The sequence below is a fragment of the Brevundimonas sp. NPDC055311 genome (assembly GCF_053645695.1).
In genome coordinates this window covers 705,692-722,321 of record NZ_JBSHMV010000002.1, presented here as the reverse complement: position 1 = coordinate 722,321, position 16,630 = coordinate 705,692, and the positions used below count along the sequence as shown (strand labels likewise).

The window sequence follows — 16,630 nt, the reverse complement described above, 5'->3', positions numbered from 1 at the left end:
ACCCGATGCGCGCGATCATCCTGCTCGCCCTGCCCCTGCTGCTCGCCGGGGCGCCCGCCCAGGCGCAGGCGACGGATGGCTGGGATATGGCCCAGACCGACAAAGGGCCGAGCGCCAGCATCAGCTATGAAGGCGGACAAAGCCTCATCCTGCGCTGCTTCAACAACAGACTGGAGGCCCTGCTGGTCGGCTTTCCTGTCGAAGCCGCTCCCGGCCTGCGGCCCCTGACCTGGACGCAGAACGGCCAGGAGGAGCGTCAGACCTGGATCAACATCCCCGGACAGGCCGTCATGGCGGCCATCCGGCCGGGCCGAGTCGCCCGATTGTTCCACCAAGGCGGCGACCTGGTCATTCATCCGTCATCCACGACCCCGGTCGAGCCGGGACGGCCCCGAGAGCGCCTCCGACTGCCTCTGCCTTCCGACAACAGCGCCATTGACGCGGTCCGGGACGCTTGCGGGACAGACCCGGATTCAGCGCGTGACGGCTTGCTGGAGACCGAGCCTTCGTTCTCTCGTCCAGCCAGTCTGCGGGAGATTTGGGCCTCCGCTCCCGCGCCCGCCTATCCATCCAGAGCCATGCGACTGAGCCATGGGGAAGTCATCTATAGCTGCATCGTCGCCGCGCAGGGCGCCCTGGAAGACTGTCGCATCGAAACGGAAAATCCCGCGAATGCGGGCTTCGGGGCCGAAGCCCTGAAAGCCTTGCATAGAGCGCGTCTGCGGCTGGGACATGGCGTGGAGCCGGGGCGACTGACGGTCAGCCGCCTAGCCTTCTCCTTACGCTAGGGCTTCGTTTATCGATCAGTCCAGTCGCTGGGGCCGGGTGACGATCGGGGCGTTGGGATCGGTCTGGGCCGGGCGGGCCTGGGTCGGCGGCGGGCCGTCGGCCTGGACCGGGACGTCGGGCTGAGACGCAGCGGGGGGCTGGGGCGCGCCGGGAGGCGTGACCACCACCACCGGCGCGGGCGTCGCGACGGCCGGGGCCTGAGCGGCGGGGGCCGGAGTCGCGGAGGTCGAGGTCGCGGAGGTCGGGGCCGGAACCGGAGCCGGTCGGGATGGAGCGGGCGTCGGGCGCGCGGGCGCAGGCGACGCGGCTGCGGTTCGCGGCGAAGGCGCGCGCGCGACGGGCGCGGCGGCGGGCGTCTCGACGACGGTCGGGGCGGGTTGCGGCGTCGGCGCCGATGTTTCGACAGGGATCGCGGGGGTCTCGGCCGCAGGTTCCGTCATGACGGCAGGCGGCGGTGGCGCGGCGTCGTCCGCGCCCGAACGGGCCAGCAGCCACACCGCCACAGGAACCAGGACGGCGGCGGCCGCCACGCCGGCGTAAAGCGGCCAGCGCGAGCGAGGCCTGGGCGCCAGGGAGGTCGCCACGGCGGCCGGCGGCGCGACGACGGGCGCGGGCTCGGCTTGGACGAACGACGCCGAAGCGGCTTCCGCCACAGGCGCGGCCGTCGCAGCCGCGACCACAGGCGCAGCGTCCGGCAGCGGCCGCGGCGTCAGGTCTGCGGCGGGCGTGGACGCGGGGGCCGCCTGCGGCGCCGGCGGAGCGGCGGGTTGCGGAGCCGAAGCGGTCGGCGCGGGCTGGCGGCGCGGCACCATGGAGCCGCCGAACACGCCGGAGGGACGACCCGCGGGCGCGGCCGGGCGAGCGGCGGCAGGCTGGGCCGCCTGCGGACGCGGCTGCGCAGGCTGGGTCTGGGCGGGCCTGGCCTGCGACGGCTTCGGATGGGGCGGCATGGCGGTCAGGCGGGCCAGACCCTCGTCGCGCGGCAGCGGGCCGACGTGGAAGGCGGCCTGGGGCGGGCGGCCCCAGGTGATCTGGCCCCGGCGGAAGGGTTCGGGCTGCGTTTGCGGCGCCGGATTATCGGTCGTCTGGGGCTTGTCGTCGGCGTCGGACATTCGGTCTCCGGCGCTCAGGCGAGCGCGCATCAGGTCGAAAAGGCGATAGAGGGCGAAACGGTGAGCGCCGAGTTCGGCGCTTTCGTGGCCTTCAGTTCTTCAGACGATAGCCCGTCTTGAAGATCCAGCCCACCACCGCCAGACAGGCGAAGAAGAAGCCCAGCGTGGCCAGAAGGCTGACCTGAACGCTGACGTCGCCCACGCCGTAGAAGGCCCAGCGGAAGCCCGAGATCAGATAGACCACCGGGTTGAACAGGGCGAGCGTGCGCCAGCCCTCGGGCAGCATCTCGATCGAATAGAAGGCGCCGCCCAGGAAGGTCAGGGGCGTGACGATCAGCATGGGAATGAACTGGAGCTGCTCGAAATTCTGCGCCCAGACCCCGATGATGAAGCCGAACAGGGCGAAGGTGGTCGAGATCAGGATCAGGAAGGCCAGCATCCAGAAGGGATGCAGGATCTCCAGCGGCACGAAGAAGGCCGCCGTGGCCAGGATGATCAGGCCCAGGATCGCCGACTTGGTGGCCGCCGCCCCGACATAGGCCAGGACGATCTCCAGCGGCGAGACGGGTGCGGAGAGGATCTCGTAGATCGTCCCTGTGAACTTGGGGAAGTAGATGCCGAAGGAGGCGTTGAAGATCGACTGGGTAAACAGGCTGAGCATGATCAGCCCCGGCACGATGAAGGCGCCGTAGGGGACGCCGTCCACCTCGGTCATGCGGCTGCCGATGGCGCCGCCGAAGACGACGAAATAGAGCGAGGTCGTGATGACCGGCGTCACCAGCGACTGCCACAGGGTGCGCAAGGCCCGCGCCATCTCGAAGCGGTAGATGGCCCAGACGCCATATCCGTTAAAGCTCATCACGCGGCCTCCCGATCCTGATGGACCAGGCCGACGAAGATGTCCTCGAGCGAGCTCTGGCGGGTGCTGAGATCCTTGAAGCCGATGCCGAGGTCCGACAGGCGGCGCATCAGGGACGGGACGCCGGTGCGCTCGGCGTTGGAGTCGAAGACGTATTCGATCTCGCCGCCGTCATTCTTGAGCTCCAGCGGCCACTCGGCCAGTTCGGTCGGCAGGGCGGCCAGCGGCTCCTGCAGGTTCAGGGTCAGGGTCTTGCGGCCCAGCTTCTGCATCAGGTCGGCGGTCTTCTCGACCAGGATCAGCTCGCCCTTGAGGATAACGCCGACGCGGTCGGCCATCTCCTCGGCTTCCTCGATGTAGTGGGTGGTCAGGATGATGGTCACGCCGCGATCGCGCAGGCGGCGCACCAGGGCCCACATGTCGCGGCGCAGCTCGACGTCCACGCCCGCCGTGGGCTCGTCCAGGAAGAGGATTTCCGGTTCGTGGCTCAGGGCCTTGGCGATCATGACGCGGCGCTTCATGCCGCCGGACAGGGTCATGATCTTGGCGTCCTTCTTGTCCCACAAGGAAAGGTCGCGAAGGATCTGTTCGACATAGGCCGGGTTCGGCGCCTTGCCGAACAGGCCCCGGCTGAAGGCGACAGTGGCCCAGACGGTCTCGAAGGCGTCGGTCGTCAGCTCCTGCGGGACCAGGCCGATGCGGGTGCGGGCGGCGCGGTAGTCGGACTGAATGTCGTGACCGTCGGCGATGATGGTTCCGCTGGACGGGGTGACGATGCCGCAGACGATGGAGATCATCGTCGTCTTGCCCGCCCCGTTCGGACCCAGCAGGGCGAAGATCTCGCCCTTCTCGATCTCCAGATCGACGCGCTTCAGGGCCTGATGGCCGGACTTGTAGGTCTTGGTCAGACCTTCGATGGAAATGACGGCTGGCATGGAGCCCCTCCCGGCTTCGGGGATGGCAGATAGGCAGGGCGCCCCGCCTGCTCAAGGGGGAGGCTCTTTCTCGCGCGAAACGGCGTATGATGAAGGGCAATCGTTCAGGATGTCCGTCATGTCTGTTCGCCCCCTCTTCCTCGCCCTGCCCCTCGTCGCCGCACTCGGTCTGGCGGCCTGCCAGACCGAAAGCGTGCTGCCGGAAACGGACGGGTTCGGCGCCGCGCCCAACCTGCCGGCGCCGCAGCCGCAGCGAGTCCCCATGGTGAAGATCGCCCCCGCCGTCGGCTGGCCGGAAGGCCGGACGCCGATCCCAGCGGCGGGCCTGGCGTTGAACGCCTTCGCGACAGGGCTGGACCATCCGCGCTGGCTCTACGTCCTGCCCAACGGCGACGTGCTGGTCGCCGAGTCCCAGGCGCCCGCCAGGCCGAAGGAGAAGAAGGGGGGCCTGCGCGGCTGGATCGAGGGGCTGGTGATGGCGCGCGCCGGGTCGGGCGAACGGCCCAGCGCCGACCGGATCAGCCTGCTGCGCGACGCCGACGGCGACGGGACGGCGGAGACGAAGACCGTCTTCCTGGGCGGCCTGACCTCGCCCTTCGGCATGGCCCTGGTCGGCGAGCGGCTGTACGTCGCCAACGCCGACGCCGTGGTCATGGTCCCGTATCAGACAGGCCAGACGCGCATCGACGCGGCGCCGGTCAAGGTCGCGGACCTGCCCGCCGGGCGCAATCACCACTGGACCAAGAGCCTGGTCGCTTCGGCCGACGGGACCAAGCTCTATGTCGGCGTCGGCTCCAATTCCAACATCGGCGAGAACGGACTGGACGAGGAGGTCGACCGCGCCGCGATCCTGGAGATCGACGCGGCGACGGGGGCGCGTCGCGTCTTCGCCTCGGGGCTGAGAAACCCCGTCGGCCTGGCCTGGAACCCGCAGGACGGCCGCCTGTGGACCTCGGTCAATGAGCGCGACGCCCTGGGGAACGATCTGGTCCCCGACTACATGACCTCGGTCACGCAGGGCGCCTTCTACGGCTGGCCGTGGAGCTATTACGGCCAGAACGTCGACGAAAGGGTGCAGCCCGCCCGGCCCGATATGGTCGCCAGGGCGATCAAGCCCGACTACGCCCTGGGGCCGCACACGGCGTCGCTGGGCCTGACCTTCTATACGGGGGCGCTGCTGCCGCAGTGGCGAAATGGAGCGATCATCGGCCAGCACGGCTCGTGGAACCGCAATCCGCCGTCCGGCTACAAGGTCATCTTCGTGCCCTTCCGCGATGGACGGCCGGACGGGCCGCCACAGGACGTGCTGACCGGGTTCCGCAATGAGAAGGGCGAGGCCATGGGGCGGCCGGTCGGGGTGGCGGTCGACGGGCGCGGCGCCTTGCTGGTCGCCGACGACGTGGGCGACGCGATCTGGCGGGTGGCGCCCCCCGCGCGCTGAGATGCGGCGGCGGCGTCATCAGTCATGACGACGTTCGTCTGATTTCCTCTGTAGACGACCCCGTGTGAACGCCGCCGTCATCCCAGCATCAGGTTGACGTTGCGTCGGCCTTCGACTTGACCTTACGTCATTGAAAAGCACGCGAAAGCTTGTCTTTTTTCAGAATGACCCAGCCTGCGTCCCCGCCGCCGGTTGACCCGCCGCCCCTCGCCGTCCATCACCGTGGCAAGGGCAAATCGGGAAGAGGCGGCGCACCCATGGGACTGGCGGCAAACATCCGGCGTGACATCAAGTTCGCGAGCGGGCTGTTCCGGCTTCTGAAGCGCATCAAGCCCATCACCCTCGACAGCGACGTCCTAGCCTGTGACGACATCGAGGAGGCGGTCGACAAGTTCGGCCCCAACATCGCCGTCGAGGACGAGACCCGCAAACTGACCTATCGCGAGTTCGAGGCCCTGGCGAACCGCTACGCCAACTGGGCCAAGAGCCGCAATCTGAAGCGCAGCGACGTCATCGCCCTGGTGATGCACAACCGCGTGGAATACGTCGCCGCCTGGTTCGGCTTCTCCAAGGTCGGGGTGGCCACCGCCCTGATCAACAACAATCTGACCGGCGCGGCCCTGGCCCACTGCCTGACCATTTCGACCGCCTTCAACGTGGTGACGGACGAGGACTGCTGGCAGGCGGTCGAGGACGCGCGCGGCCTGGTCGACCGCAACCTGATGATCTGGGTCCACGGCCTGGGCGAGGAGAATGAGACCAATACGCGCCGCGACCTGGACAACGCCGTGCGCAGCGCCTCCTCGGTTCGGCCCGACCGTTCGCTGCGCCAGGGCATGACCAACCGCGACACGGCCCTCTACATCTACACCTCGGGCACGACGGGCCTGCCGAAGGCGGCGCGGATGCCGCATTCGCGGGTGCGGACCTATATGCGCGCCTTCGCCGGCGCCACGGCCTCGACGCCCAAGGACGTGCTGTTCAACGTCCTGCCGCTGTATCACTCGACCGGAGGTCTGGTCGGGGTCGGCTCGGTGCTGCTGAACGGCGGACGGATGGTGACGCGGCGGCGCTTCTCGGCCACCCATTTCTGGCCGGACGTCAAGGCGACGGGCGCGACCATGTTCGTCTATATCGGCGAGCTGTGCCGCTATCTGGTCAACAGCCCGGAACACCCGGACGAGAAGGGCCACAAGCTGCGGCTGGCCTTCGGCAACGGCCTTCGTCCCGACGTCTGGCCCGAGTTCCAGAGCCGCTTCGGCATCAAGGACATCCTTGAGTTCTACGGCTCGACCGAGGGCAACGTCTCCCTGTTCAACTTCGACGGCAAGGCGGGCGCCATCGGTCGGGTGCCGGGCTATCTGAAGTCGCAGATCAACATCCGTCTGATCGCCCTGGACCCCGAGACGGGCGAGCCCCTGCGCGGACCGAACGGTCTGTGCGTTCCGGTCTCCATCGGCGAGACCGGCGAGGCCATCGGCCAGATCGGCAGCGACATCCGCCACGACTTCTCGGGCTACGCCGACAAGAAGGCGTCGGAGAAGAAGATCCTGACCGACGTGTTCAAGAAGGGCGACCGCTGGTTCCGCACCGGCGACCTGATGCGCCAGGACCGCGAGGGCTACCTCTACTTCATGGACCGGCTGGGCGACACCTTCCGCTGGAAGGGCGAGAACGTCTCGACCGCCGAGGTCGAACAGCGCCTGTCCGAGGCGCCGGGCGTGCAGGAGGTCATCGCCTATGGCGTCGAGGTGCCGGGCCAGGAGGGCAAGGCGGGCATGGTCGGCCTGGTGCTGGACGGCAAGTTCGACGCCGCGAGCTTCGCCGCTTGGGCTGACGAGCAACTGCCGACCTACGCCCGACCGGTGTTCGTGCGGATGCTGAAGTCGGCCGACACCACCGGCACCTTCAAATACCGCAAGGTCGACCTGGTCGCCGACGGCTTCGACCCGGAAAAGGTCGACGGCGCCGTCTATGTGCGCGGCGGCAAGGCCGGCTATCAGAAGCTGACCGCCAAGGCGCGCGAGAACATCCTCAGCGGCGCGACGCGGCTGTAGTTGTCTCCCTCCCCATGAAGGGGAGGGAGAAGGGTCTCTGTTCTTTTTGTCCCGAACCGGGATTCGCGAAACGCGCCCTTAAGCATTAACGGCGATAACGGCCTCCCGACCCTTTCGGCTCCAGGACGCCTGCTCGCCTCATGTTCCAGATCATCGGCATCGTCATGCTGTTCGCCATGGTGTTCGGCAGCTTCCTGCTGCACGGCGGCAAGATGGCGACGATCCTCTATTCGCTGCCCTATGAGCTGATGGCCATCTTCGGGGCGGGGATCGCGGCCTTCCTGATCTCCAACAGCCTGCCGGTCATCAAGGCCACCCTCGGCGGCCTGGGCAAATGCTTCGCCGGGCCGAAGTGGAAGAAGCAGGACTACAAGGACCTGCTCAGCCTGCTGTTTCAGCTGACCAAGACGATGAAGTCCAAGGGCGTGATCGCCCTGGAGAACCACATCGAGAAGCCCGCCGAGAGCGCCATCTTCCAGAAGTATCCCAAGGTGCTGAAGGACCACTTCGCCACCGACTTCATCTGCGACACCCTGCGGATGATGACCATGAACCTCGAGGATCCGCACCAGATCGAGGACGCCATGGAGAAACAGCTGGAGAAGCACCACCACGAGGCCCTGGCCCCGGCCCACGCGCTGCAGACCCTGGCCGACGGCCTGCCGGCGCTCGGCATCGTCGCCGCCGTGCTGGGCATCATCAAGACCATGGGGTCGATCACCGAGCCGCCGGAAATTCTGGGCAGCATGATCGGCGGCGCCCTGGTCGGCACCTTCCTGGGCGTCTTCCTGGCCTATGGGCTGGTGGGGCCGTTCGCCTCGCGCCTGAACGCCATCGTCGAGGAGGAAGGCGCCTACTACAAGATCATCCAGTCGGTGCTGGTGGCCCACCTGCACGGCAATGCGGCCCAGATCTCGGTCGAGATCGGACGCGGCGACATCCCCTCGACCGCCCAGCCGTCCTTCACCGAGATGGAAGAGGCCCTGGCCGCCGCGCCGATGGACGCCTGACGCCTTTCAGGCGTTTTCGGAACACGGAGCGTTCACGACGGTTCTCTCAGGATCACGGCCGCGTGCGCGGCCCTACGCCTGGAGCCGTCCCATGCCTGCGCGTCCCTCATCCCGCCCTTCCCGCCTCGGCCGTTGCGCGGCCACGTTCGGCGGCCTTTCGATTCTGACCCTCGTCGCCGCCTGCAACGAGCGGGCGCCCGAGCCGCCCGCCCCCGTGACGGACGCCGCGCCTGCAGCGGCCGCCCCGCCCGTCAGCCCCGTGCCCGCGCCCGATTCGACCGGAACGGCGACCCCGCCGCCGGGGGAAGCCGCGCCGGTCCCCTCGCCGCCGACCCTGCCGCCGGACCCGAACGAACCGACGCCGCCCGATCCCATGGACCCGACCGCGCCGCGCCCGGTCCCGCCCGACGGGGCCTGAGCTCTGGGCCTGAGCTCCGGTCGAAGCCCTGCGGCCTCACCCGCCTTCACGAACGCGTGAGAAATCGCTTGCGCTTCTCCTCACGAAGCCGTTATCACTCCCTCAGCGAGGTTCATGGTCTCGCTTTTACCTTCTGAAGGAAGAAACCTATGCGCATCACCGCTCTGATCGCCGCTTCGGCCGCCGCTCTGGCCCTGGCTGCTTGCCAACCGGCCGCCACCGACAAGGCTGAAGACGCCGCTGCCGACGCCACCGCCGCCGCCGACACCGCTGCCGACGCCGCTGCTACGGCTGACGCCGCCGCCACCGACGCTGCCGCCGCTGCTGGCGAAGCCGCTGGCGAAGCCGCCAAGGCCGCCGACGCTGCTCCGGCCGCTGACGCCGCCGCCGCTCCGGCCGCTGCTCCGGCTGCCTAAGACTTCACAGTCTTAAATCGCGGTCCTGCGGACCGTGATGGAGAAAGGGATCGTCTTCGGACGGTCCCTTTTTTCATGCGCGCCTGCCGGGTCGATGGCGCTTCCGTCCCGCCGCCAGGGTCGATAGACGGCTGTCATGACCCGCTCTCCCGACATCACCGCCCGGCCGATGGACGACGACGCCTCGCCTCAACTGCTGTGGGCGGACGACGGTTCGCCTCGCTCGGGTCGGTTCGGCGATGTGTATTTTTCCAAGGACGACGGCCTGGCGGAGACCCGCGCGGTCTTTCTGCAGGGCTGCGGCCTGCCCGAAGCCTGGGCCGGGCGCTCCGCCTTCACCGTGGCCGAACTGGGCTTCGGCACCGGGCTGAACATCATCGCCCTGCTGGACCTGTGGCGGCGCGAGCGGCCCGAAGGCGGGCGCCTCAAGGTCTTCTCCGTCGAGGGCTTCCCCCTGGCGCGCGAAGAGGCCGCGCGCGCCCTGGCCGCCTGGCCGGAACTGGTCGAGACGGCCGCCGGGGTGCTGGCGATCTGGCCTGCCGGGACGCCGGGTTTTCACCGACTGGACCTGCCGCAGTGGGGCGCGACGATCGACCTGGCCGTCGGCGACGCCCGATGGGCGCTGGAGCAATGGTCGGGACCGGCCGACGCCTGGTTCCTGGACGGTTTCTCGCCCGCGCTGAACCCCGGCATGTGGTCGCCCGATATCCTGGCCCTAGCCGCGGCGCGCTCCGGGGCCGGCGCCCGGCTGGCCACCTTCACCGTCGCCGGAGCGGTGCGGCGCGGCCTGGCCGATCACGGCTTCACGGTCGAGAAGAAGCCGGGCCATGGCAGGAAGCGCGAGCGGCTCGAGGCGCGCATGGCGGGCCCCAGTTCTGACCCCAGCCCTGACCCCAGTTCTGACCCAAGTCCTCGCCACGTCGCCGTCGTCGGCGCCGGAATCGCCGGAGCCGCCGTCACGCGCGCCCTGATCGCCGAAGGCGTCCGCGTCACCGTCATCGAGGCCGAGCGGGCGGGCGCCGGGGCCTCGGGCTTTCCGGCCTCCCTGGTCACGCCGCGCCTGGACGCGGGCGACGCCCTGATCGCGGGCCTCCACGCCCAGGCCCTGGAACGCGCGGGTGCGCTTTATCGCGCCCTGCCCGGCGCCGTCGTCGCCGAAGGGGTGCTGCAACTGGAACAGGCGCCGCGCGACGCCGCCCGCTTCGACAAGATCGCCGCCCAGACCCTGTGGCCCGAGGGCGTCATGCAGCGGCTGGACACGGCCGCCTGTTCCGCGCGCCTGGGCGAGCCTGTCACGCGCGGCGGGCTGATGATGAAGACGGCGCTGACGGTGCGGTCCGACGCCATACTGGAGCCGTGGCTGGCGGGCGCCGAGCGGATCGAGGCCAGGGCGGAGCGGCTGGAGGCTGCGGCGGAGGGCTGGCGCGTGCGGGGCGCGGACGACGCCGTCCTGGTCGAGGCGGACGCCGTGGTTGTGGCCGCCGGCTGGGGCTCGGCGCGACTGGCGCCCGAGTCGCCGCTGTCGCCCGTGGCCGGGCAGGCGGACTGGATCGAGGGCGCGACGTCGGCGCCGCCCGTCGCCTGGGGCGGTTACGCCGCGCCGACGGGGCGGGGGATGCTGTACGGCGCCACTCACGAGCGGGGGATCGACGCGCCCGAGGCCTCAGATGCGGCCAGCGCCCGCAACCGCGCGACCCTGGCCGCCGCCCTGCCTGAACGCGCTGCAAGCGTGGAGCAAGCGCCCGTCCACGGCCGCCGCGTCGCCGTGCGCGCGACGACGCCGGACCGCCTGCCTCTGTGCGGCGCGTGGGAGGACGGGCTTCATGTCCTGACCGGCCTGGGGTCGCGCGGCTTCTGCGTCGCGCCCCTTCTGGGCGAGCATCTGGCGGCCCTGCTGCTGGGGCGGCCCTCGCCCCTGCCGACCGAGGCGGCCGGGCGGCTGGATCCCCGACGCCATGAAGCGCAACCCGCGACGGCGGCGCGCGTTGACAGCCAAGGTTCATCTCCAGACGCTATCTGACGCTGACCGAGCCCCCCGGACTCGCCCAATCATGGAGCAACGCCATGTCCGCCCGCCTCGCCTTTTCCGTCTTCCTGTGCGCCCTAGGCGCCTTGGCGGCCTGCGCCCCCGTCTCGACCTCCGCCGATGGGACGACGGCCACGGCTGCAAACGCACGCAAATGCTTCTTCCAGGACGACGTTCGCAGCTTCCGGGCCTCGGCCGACGGGCGAAACGTCTATGTGCGCGAACTGGACAAGACCATCTATCGGCTTGAGGCGGCGGGCGCCTGCCCGGAGCTGAGCGACGCCCTAGCCATCGGTTTCGCGCCCATGGGCGGGATGAACAGCCTGTGCACCGGCGACTACACCCGACTGGTCGTCGGCGGCTCGCCCTCGTCCATGCCGTGCAGCGTGCGCATGGCCGGCGCCCTGACCGAAGCCGAGGTCGCCGCCCTGCCCGCGCGCGACCGGCCCTGACCGTGCTCGATCCATGCTCGCGCCGGTTGCAGATTACTTCTCTGTAATTGCGAATGAGTCGTTTGAGCGCGGGTCGCTGAACGGGTAAACAGCCTTGCTATGCCCGCGACGCCGGACAGAAGGTTGGCGCGCGCCTGACTGAACGCTCAATCTCCCAGGATATCCGCACGTGGCGACCTCTCGACGCTTTCCGGCCCGACTGACCTCCGCCATGGCCGTGGCTTTCGCCGCGAGCCTGACCCTCGCCGCCTGCGGCGGACACGGCGACGCCCCCAAGGAAAAGGAAGGCGGAGCCTCGCGCCAGACGGTCAGCGCCACGACGGCGATCTCGGTCGCCCTGCCCCGCACCGTGGTCGCCTCGGGCACCGTCTCGGCCTGGGAGGAGGTGCCGGTCGGCGCCGAGACCGGCGGGCTGACGGCGACGACCCTCTATGTCGATGAAGGCTCCTACGTCCGCCAGGGCCAGCCCCTGGTGCAGATGAACGACGTCCTGCTGAAGGCCCAGGTGCGCCAGCAGCAGGCGGCGGTGCAGACGGCCGAGGCCAACGCCGCCCGCGACGACGCCGCCCTGGCCCGCGCGCAGGAACTGAAGGAGCGCGGCTTCCTCAGCCAGGCCTCGCTGGACACGGCCCTGGCCAACCAGCGCGCCTCGGCGGCCAATCTGGCCTCGGCGCAGGCCGCCCTGTCGGAAACCCAGACCCGCCTGTCCCAGGCCACCATCCGCGCGCCGGTCAGCGGCCTGATCATCAGCCGCAGCGTCACCAAGGGTCAGATCATCAGCGCCGGAACCGAACTGTTCCGCATGGTGCGCGACGGCCGCCTGGAGCTGGACGCCCAGGTGCCTGAAACCGAGCTGCCGCTGATCCAGGCCGGTCAGAGCGCGGCCGTCACCTCCAGCCAGGCTGGATCGACCACCGGCACGGTCCGCATCGTCACGCCCGAAGTCGATCCTCAGACTCGCCTCGGCCTGGCCCGCATCAGCCTGGCCCCCGGCAGCGCGCTGAAGCCCGGCATGTTCGCCCGCGCCGCCATCGAGGCGGGCGCGCGACCGGCCACGGTCGTGCCGACCGATGCGGTCCTGTATCGCAGCAACAGGTCAGGGGTGTTCGTGCTGAACGCCGATTCCTCGGTGCGCTTCACCCCGGTGACGGTGCTGTCGCGGCGCGACGACCAGACCTCGGTGGACGGCGTGGACGCCGGCGCGCGGGTCGTGGTGGCCGGCGCCGGCTTCCTGAACGACGGCGACAAGGTGACGGTGGCCGCGCCGCGCGCCGCCACGACCGCCGCTCCGGCCGCCGCCCCCGCCGCCCAAGCGCCCGCCAAGAAGTAAGGCCCGGCCATGAACCAGATTTCCGCCTGGGCGATCAAAAACCCCATCCCCATCATCCTGCTGTTCCTGCTGCTGACGCTGGGCGGCGTGACCGGCTTCGCCGGGATGCGGATCAACAACAACCCCGACATCGACTTCCCCCTGGTCGCGGTCACGGCCGCGCGCCCCGGCGCCGCCCCGACCGAGATGGAGGTGCAGGTCACGCGCGTGATCGAGGATTCGATCGCCGGCCTGTCCGGCGTGCGCCACATCTATTCCAACGTCTCGGACGGGGTGTCTTCGACCACCATCGAGTTCGAACTGGGCACCGACACCGAGCGCGCCACCAACGACGTCCGCAACGCCATGAGCGGGGTGCGCGCCAGCCTGCCCCAGGACATGCAGGAGCCGACGGTCCAGCGCATCGACATCACCGGCGACGCCCTGATCACCTATGTCGTGCGCTCGGAGACGATGACGCCCGAGCAGATCAGCTGGTTCATCGACAATGAGATGAGCCGAGCCCTGCTGGCGCTGGGCGGCGTCGGCGAGGTCAACCGTTCGGGCGGCGTGGACCGCGAGATCCGCGTCGAACTGGACCCGCAGCGGCTCAGCGCCTACGGCGTGACGGCGGCCCAGGTCAGCCAGGCCCTGACCAACGTCAACAACAACCTGCCGGGCGGGCGCGTCACCATCGCGGGTTCGGAGCGCGCCGTGCGCACCCTGGGCGCCGCCGGCTCGGTCGAACAGCTGCGCGAGACCCTGGTGCCCGTCGGCGACGGCAAGAACGTGCGCCTGGGCGATCTGGGCGCGGTGGTCGACAAGTGGAGCGAGCCGCGCCGCCTGGCTCGCTACAACGGCCAGGAGGCCGTGACCTTCAACTTTCTGCGCTCGCGCGAGGCCAGCGAGGTCAAGGTCTCGGAAAAGGTCCGCGCCGAGGTCGAGAAGATCGACGAGGCCCATCCCGAACTGACCATCGAACAGGTCACCTCGAGCGTGAAATACATCGAGGAATCCTACCTCGCCTCGCTGGAGGCGCTGATCCTGGGCGCGGTCCTGGCGGTCATCGTGGTGTGGATCTTCCTGCGCGACTGGCGGGCGACCCTGATCGCGGCGACGGCCATGCCGATGTCGCTGATCCCGACCTTCGCCATCCTGGGGCCGATGGACCAGTCGCTGAACGTGGTGACGCTGCTGGCCCTGTCGCTGACCATCGGCATCCTGGTCGACGACGCCATCGTCGAGATCGAGAACATCGTCCGCCACATGCGCGACGGCAAGCCGCCGTATGACGCCGCCTTCGAGGCCGCCGACGAGATCGGCCTGGCGGTCGTGGCGACGACCGGCACCATCATCGCCGTGTTCGCGCCCGTGGGCTTCATGCCCGGCATCATCGGCCAGTTCTTCAAGGCCTTCGCCCTGGCCGCCTGCATCAGCGTCTTCTTCTCCCTGGTGGTGGCGCGTCTGCTGACGCCGCTGATGGCGGCCTATCTGCTCAAGCACACCCATCATGAGGACAAGGACCCCTTCTGGATGGGCGGCTATCTGCGCTCGCTGAGGTGGTGCCTGAAGCACCGCTGGATCGTCTTCGTCATGGGCGGCGTCTTCCTGTTCGGCTCCATCGGCCTGTCGATCGCGGCCAAGATGTCGTTCGAGTTCATGTCGCCCGCCGACGAGGGCCGCGCCGCCTTCCAGGTCGAGCTGCCGCCGGGCGCCACCCTGCGCCAGACCGACGCCGTGGTGCAGCAGGTGACCCAGAAGCTGAACGCCCGGCCGGAGGTCACCTCGGTCTACGCCGCCATCGGCGGCCAGTCCGTCAACCAGGCCAACGTCTACGCCGACATGGTGCCCAAGGGTAAGCGCGAGCTGAGCCAGCAGGCCTTCGCCCGCGTCATGGTCGATGAGCTGAAGCAGATCCCCGGCGCCCGCATCCGCGCCGGCATCGCCCAGCAGGGCGGCGGCCCCGGCGACGGCACCAGCTACACCTTCTCCATCCTGGGCGACGACCCGGCGACGCTGGAGGCGGCGGCCCGCAAGGTCGAGGACGAGATGCGCGGGGTCCAGGGCCTGGCCAACATCGTCAACACCGCCGCCATCGCCCGTCCGGAAATCCTGGTCACGCCGCGACCGGACGAGGCGGCGTTGCTGGGCGTCTCGGCGGGCGCCATCTCCCAGGCCGTGCGCGTCGCCACCATCGGCGACATCGATCAGAACCTGCCCAAATACAATCTGGGCGATCGACAGATCCCGATCCGCCTTCAGCTGACCGAGGAAGCGCGCGAGGACCTGAACGTGCTGGAGACCCTGCGCGTCCCGACCGCCTCGGGCGCCGCCGTGCCCCTGAGCGCCGTGGCTGACATCGAGTTCGGCGCCGGCCCGGCCACGGTCAGCCGTCAGGACCGCTCGCGCATCGCCTCCATCTCGGCCGAGCTCGACGGCCTGACCACCGGCGCGGCGGGCCAGGCGGTCAATCGCCTGCCGGCGGCGAAGAACCTGCCGAACGGCGTGCGTCAGGTGCCTGCCGGGGACGCCGAGTTCATCCAGGAGATGCTGGTGGGCTTCGGCATCGCCTTCCTGTCGGGCATCCTGCTGATGTACGCGGTTCTGACCCTGCTGTTCAAAAGCTTCGCCTACCCGGTCACCATCATGGCGGCCCTGCCCCTGGCCATCGGCGGCGCCTTCATCGCCCTGGTGATCGCGGGCAAGAGCTTCTCCATGTCCGCCCTGATCGGGGTGCTGATGCTGATGGGGATCGCGGCCAAGAACTCCATCCTGCTGGTCGACTACATCATCATGGCCGAGAAAAGCGGCCTGAGCCGTTTCGACGCCATCATGGACGCCGCCCACAAACGGGCCCGGCCGATCCTGATGACGACCTTCGCCATGGGGGCGGGCATGGTGCCCATCGCCATCGGCTGGGGCGCCGATGTGGAGTTCCGCTCGCCCATGGCCGTGGCCGTGGTGGGGGGGCTGATCTCCTCGACCTTCCTGTCCCTGCTCTACATCCCGGCCGTATTCACCATCGTCGACGACATCGCCGGCTTCGGACGGCGGTTGCTGCACCGGATGTTCGCCGGACAGCGAAGGCTGGCGGGAGAAGACCGCACGCCGGCGGAGTGAGACGACAGGCTCGCGAATGAATGAGGAAAGCCCCCGGTCCATGCGATCGGGGGCTTTTTCGTGGGGCCGCAGGGGACGTGTTCACAAGCGCGTGGCGGCGATCTCCTCGGCGAGCGCCTGAATCCTCGGGAACTTGTCGTCGATTTCCGAACGCGAGAAATAGGGCTGACTTCGCAAACGATTATAGTCGCTCAGAAAAGCCTCGGCCGTGTTCAAACAAGCCCCCATCCGCGCGAACGCCTCAGCCGCCGCATCAGAGCCCGTGTCCGCCACAAGGTGAGGCTGCAGCATGCTGCGATAGGGTTCGACCTCCCATGTCACGGAATCCGGCGGCCAGGTCATCGTCTTATGGACGGCGGAACGCAATTTGACGCCCAGATGCGCCACGCCCTCGGCGCAGGCCTTGAGCGCATAGGTTGACTGACGGCGCGCCTTACGCGCCGACGCCCGATCGGCCAATGTGGGCGCCAGCCAGACCCCCGCCGCCGCGACGCCGACCCCCAGCACCGTGCCGAGCGCGGACACCCAGGCCGCCGCCGTCGGCGTTCCCAGATCCAGACGCTCCCACAGGGGGCCGCTCCAGAATAGCGCCAGCCCCACGATCAGGAGGACGGCGTAGGCCGTCACCAGCACAACGTCGCATAGCGGACGCCGCATGACACCCTCCCGTATGGCGATGAACAAGG

General features: G+C 69.3%; 14 protein-coding genes. 10 read left to right on the top strand and 4 right to left on the bottom strand.

The window, feature by feature from the left end; genetic code table 11:
- Positions 1–5 precede the first annotated feature (5 nt).
- Complete coding sequence (locus ACWIDZ_RS09260; RefSeq protein WP_453987817.1) at positions 6–788, top strand: TonB family protein; 783 nt, start codon at positions 6–8, stop codon at positions 786–788.
- A gap of 15 nt (positions 789–803) precedes the next feature.
- On the opposite strand, the gene ACWIDZ_RS09255 is transcribed toward ACWIDZ_RS09260, so the two are convergent.
- The 3 genes from ACWIDZ_RS09255 to ACWIDZ_RS09245 all read right to left on the bottom strand — a co-directional run bounded on the left by ACWIDZ_RS09255 (position 804) and on the right by ACWIDZ_RS09245 (position 3,695).
- On the bottom strand, positions 804–1,901 hold the full coding sequence (locus ACWIDZ_RS09255) for a hypothetical protein (protein WP_453987818.1): 1,098 nt from the start codon (positions 1,899–1,901) through the stop codon (positions 804–806).
- A 91-nt stretch (positions 1,902–1,992) separates the two neighbouring features.
- Entirely contained in the window at positions 1,993–2,760 is a 768-nt protein-coding gene (locus ACWIDZ_RS09250) for an ABC transporter permease (protein ID WP_291777252.1), read from the bottom strand.
- On the bottom strand, positions 2,760–3,695 hold the full coding sequence (locus ACWIDZ_RS09245) for an ABC transporter ATP-binding protein (protein ID WP_453987819.1): 936 nt from the start codon (positions 3,693–3,695) through the stop codon (positions 2,760–2,762). The genes ACWIDZ_RS09250 and ACWIDZ_RS09245 overlap by 1 nt, the downstream gene beginning before the upstream one ends.
- Before the next feature lie 109 nt (positions 3,696–3,804).
- On the opposite strand from ACWIDZ_RS09245, the gene ACWIDZ_RS09240 reads away from it, so the two are divergent.
- The 9 genes from ACWIDZ_RS09240 (at position 3,805) to ACWIDZ_RS09200 (ending at position 15,944) form a co-directional block, all read left to right on the top strand.
- Positions 3,805–5,136 carry a PQQ-dependent sugar dehydrogenase gene (locus tag ACWIDZ_RS09240; RefSeq protein ID WP_453987820.1) on the top strand — a complete coding sequence of 444 codons (1,332 nt, stop codon included), beginning with the start codon at positions 3,805–3,807 and terminating at the stop codon, positions 5,134–5,136.
- 257 nt (positions 5,137–5,393) lie between these two features.
- On the top strand, positions 5,394–7,193 hold the full coding sequence (locus tag ACWIDZ_RS09235; RefSeq protein WP_453987821.1) for a long-chain-acyl-CoA synthetase: 1,800 nt from the start codon (positions 5,394–5,396) through the stop codon (positions 7,191–7,193).
- Between the two features lie 140 nt (positions 7,194–7,333).
- Positions 7,334–8,203 carry a flagellar motor stator protein MotA gene (motA, locus tag ACWIDZ_RS09230; RefSeq protein WP_291777239.1) on the top strand — a complete coding sequence of 290 codons (870 nt, stop codon included), beginning with the start codon at positions 7,334–7,336 and terminating at the stop codon, positions 8,201–8,203.
- 91 nt (positions 8,204–8,294) lie between these two features.
- Complete coding sequence (locus ACWIDZ_RS09225; protein WP_453987822.1) at positions 8,295–8,621, top strand: hypothetical protein; 327 nt, start codon at positions 8,295–8,297, stop codon at positions 8,619–8,621.
- Positions 8,622–8,770: 149 nt separating this feature from the next.
- Positions 8,771–9,037, top strand: a complete 267-nt coding sequence (locus ACWIDZ_RS09220) for a hypothetical protein (RefSeq protein WP_453987823.1) — start codon at positions 8,771–8,773, stop codon at positions 9,035–9,037.
- Between the two features lie 136 nt (positions 9,038–9,173).
- Positions 9,174–11,057, top strand: coding sequence for an FAD-dependent 5-carboxymethylaminomethyl-2-thiouridine(34) oxidoreductase MnmC (gene mnmC, locus ACWIDZ_RS09215; protein WP_453987824.1), 1,884 nt, complete (start codon positions 9,174–9,176; stop codon positions 11,055–11,057).
- Positions 11,058–11,101: 44 nt separating this feature from the next.
- Positions 11,102–11,515: a DUF6491 family protein gene (locus ACWIDZ_RS09210; RefSeq protein ID WP_291777227.1), complete on the top strand. Its 414-nt coding sequence runs from the start codon at positions 11,102–11,104 to the stop codon at positions 11,513–11,515.
- Between the two features lie 211 nt (positions 11,516–11,726).
- Positions 11,727–12,845, top strand: a complete 1,119-nt coding sequence (locus ACWIDZ_RS09205; protein WP_453988277.1) for an efflux RND transporter periplasmic adaptor subunit — start codon at positions 11,727–11,729, stop codon at positions 12,843–12,845.
- 9 nt (positions 12,846–12,854) lie between these two features.
- Complete coding sequence (locus ACWIDZ_RS09200; protein ID WP_338576813.1) at positions 12,855–15,944, top strand: efflux RND transporter permease subunit; 3,090 nt, start codon at positions 12,855–12,857, stop codon at positions 15,942–15,944.
- Between the two features lie 81 nt (positions 15,945–16,025).
- On the opposite strand, the gene ACWIDZ_RS09195 is transcribed toward ACWIDZ_RS09200, so the two are convergent.
- On the bottom strand, positions 16,026–16,601 hold the full coding sequence (locus tag ACWIDZ_RS09195; protein WP_453987825.1) for a hypothetical protein: 576 nt from the start codon (positions 16,599–16,601) through the stop codon (positions 16,026–16,028).
- Positions 16,602–16,630: the final 29 nt, after the last annotated feature.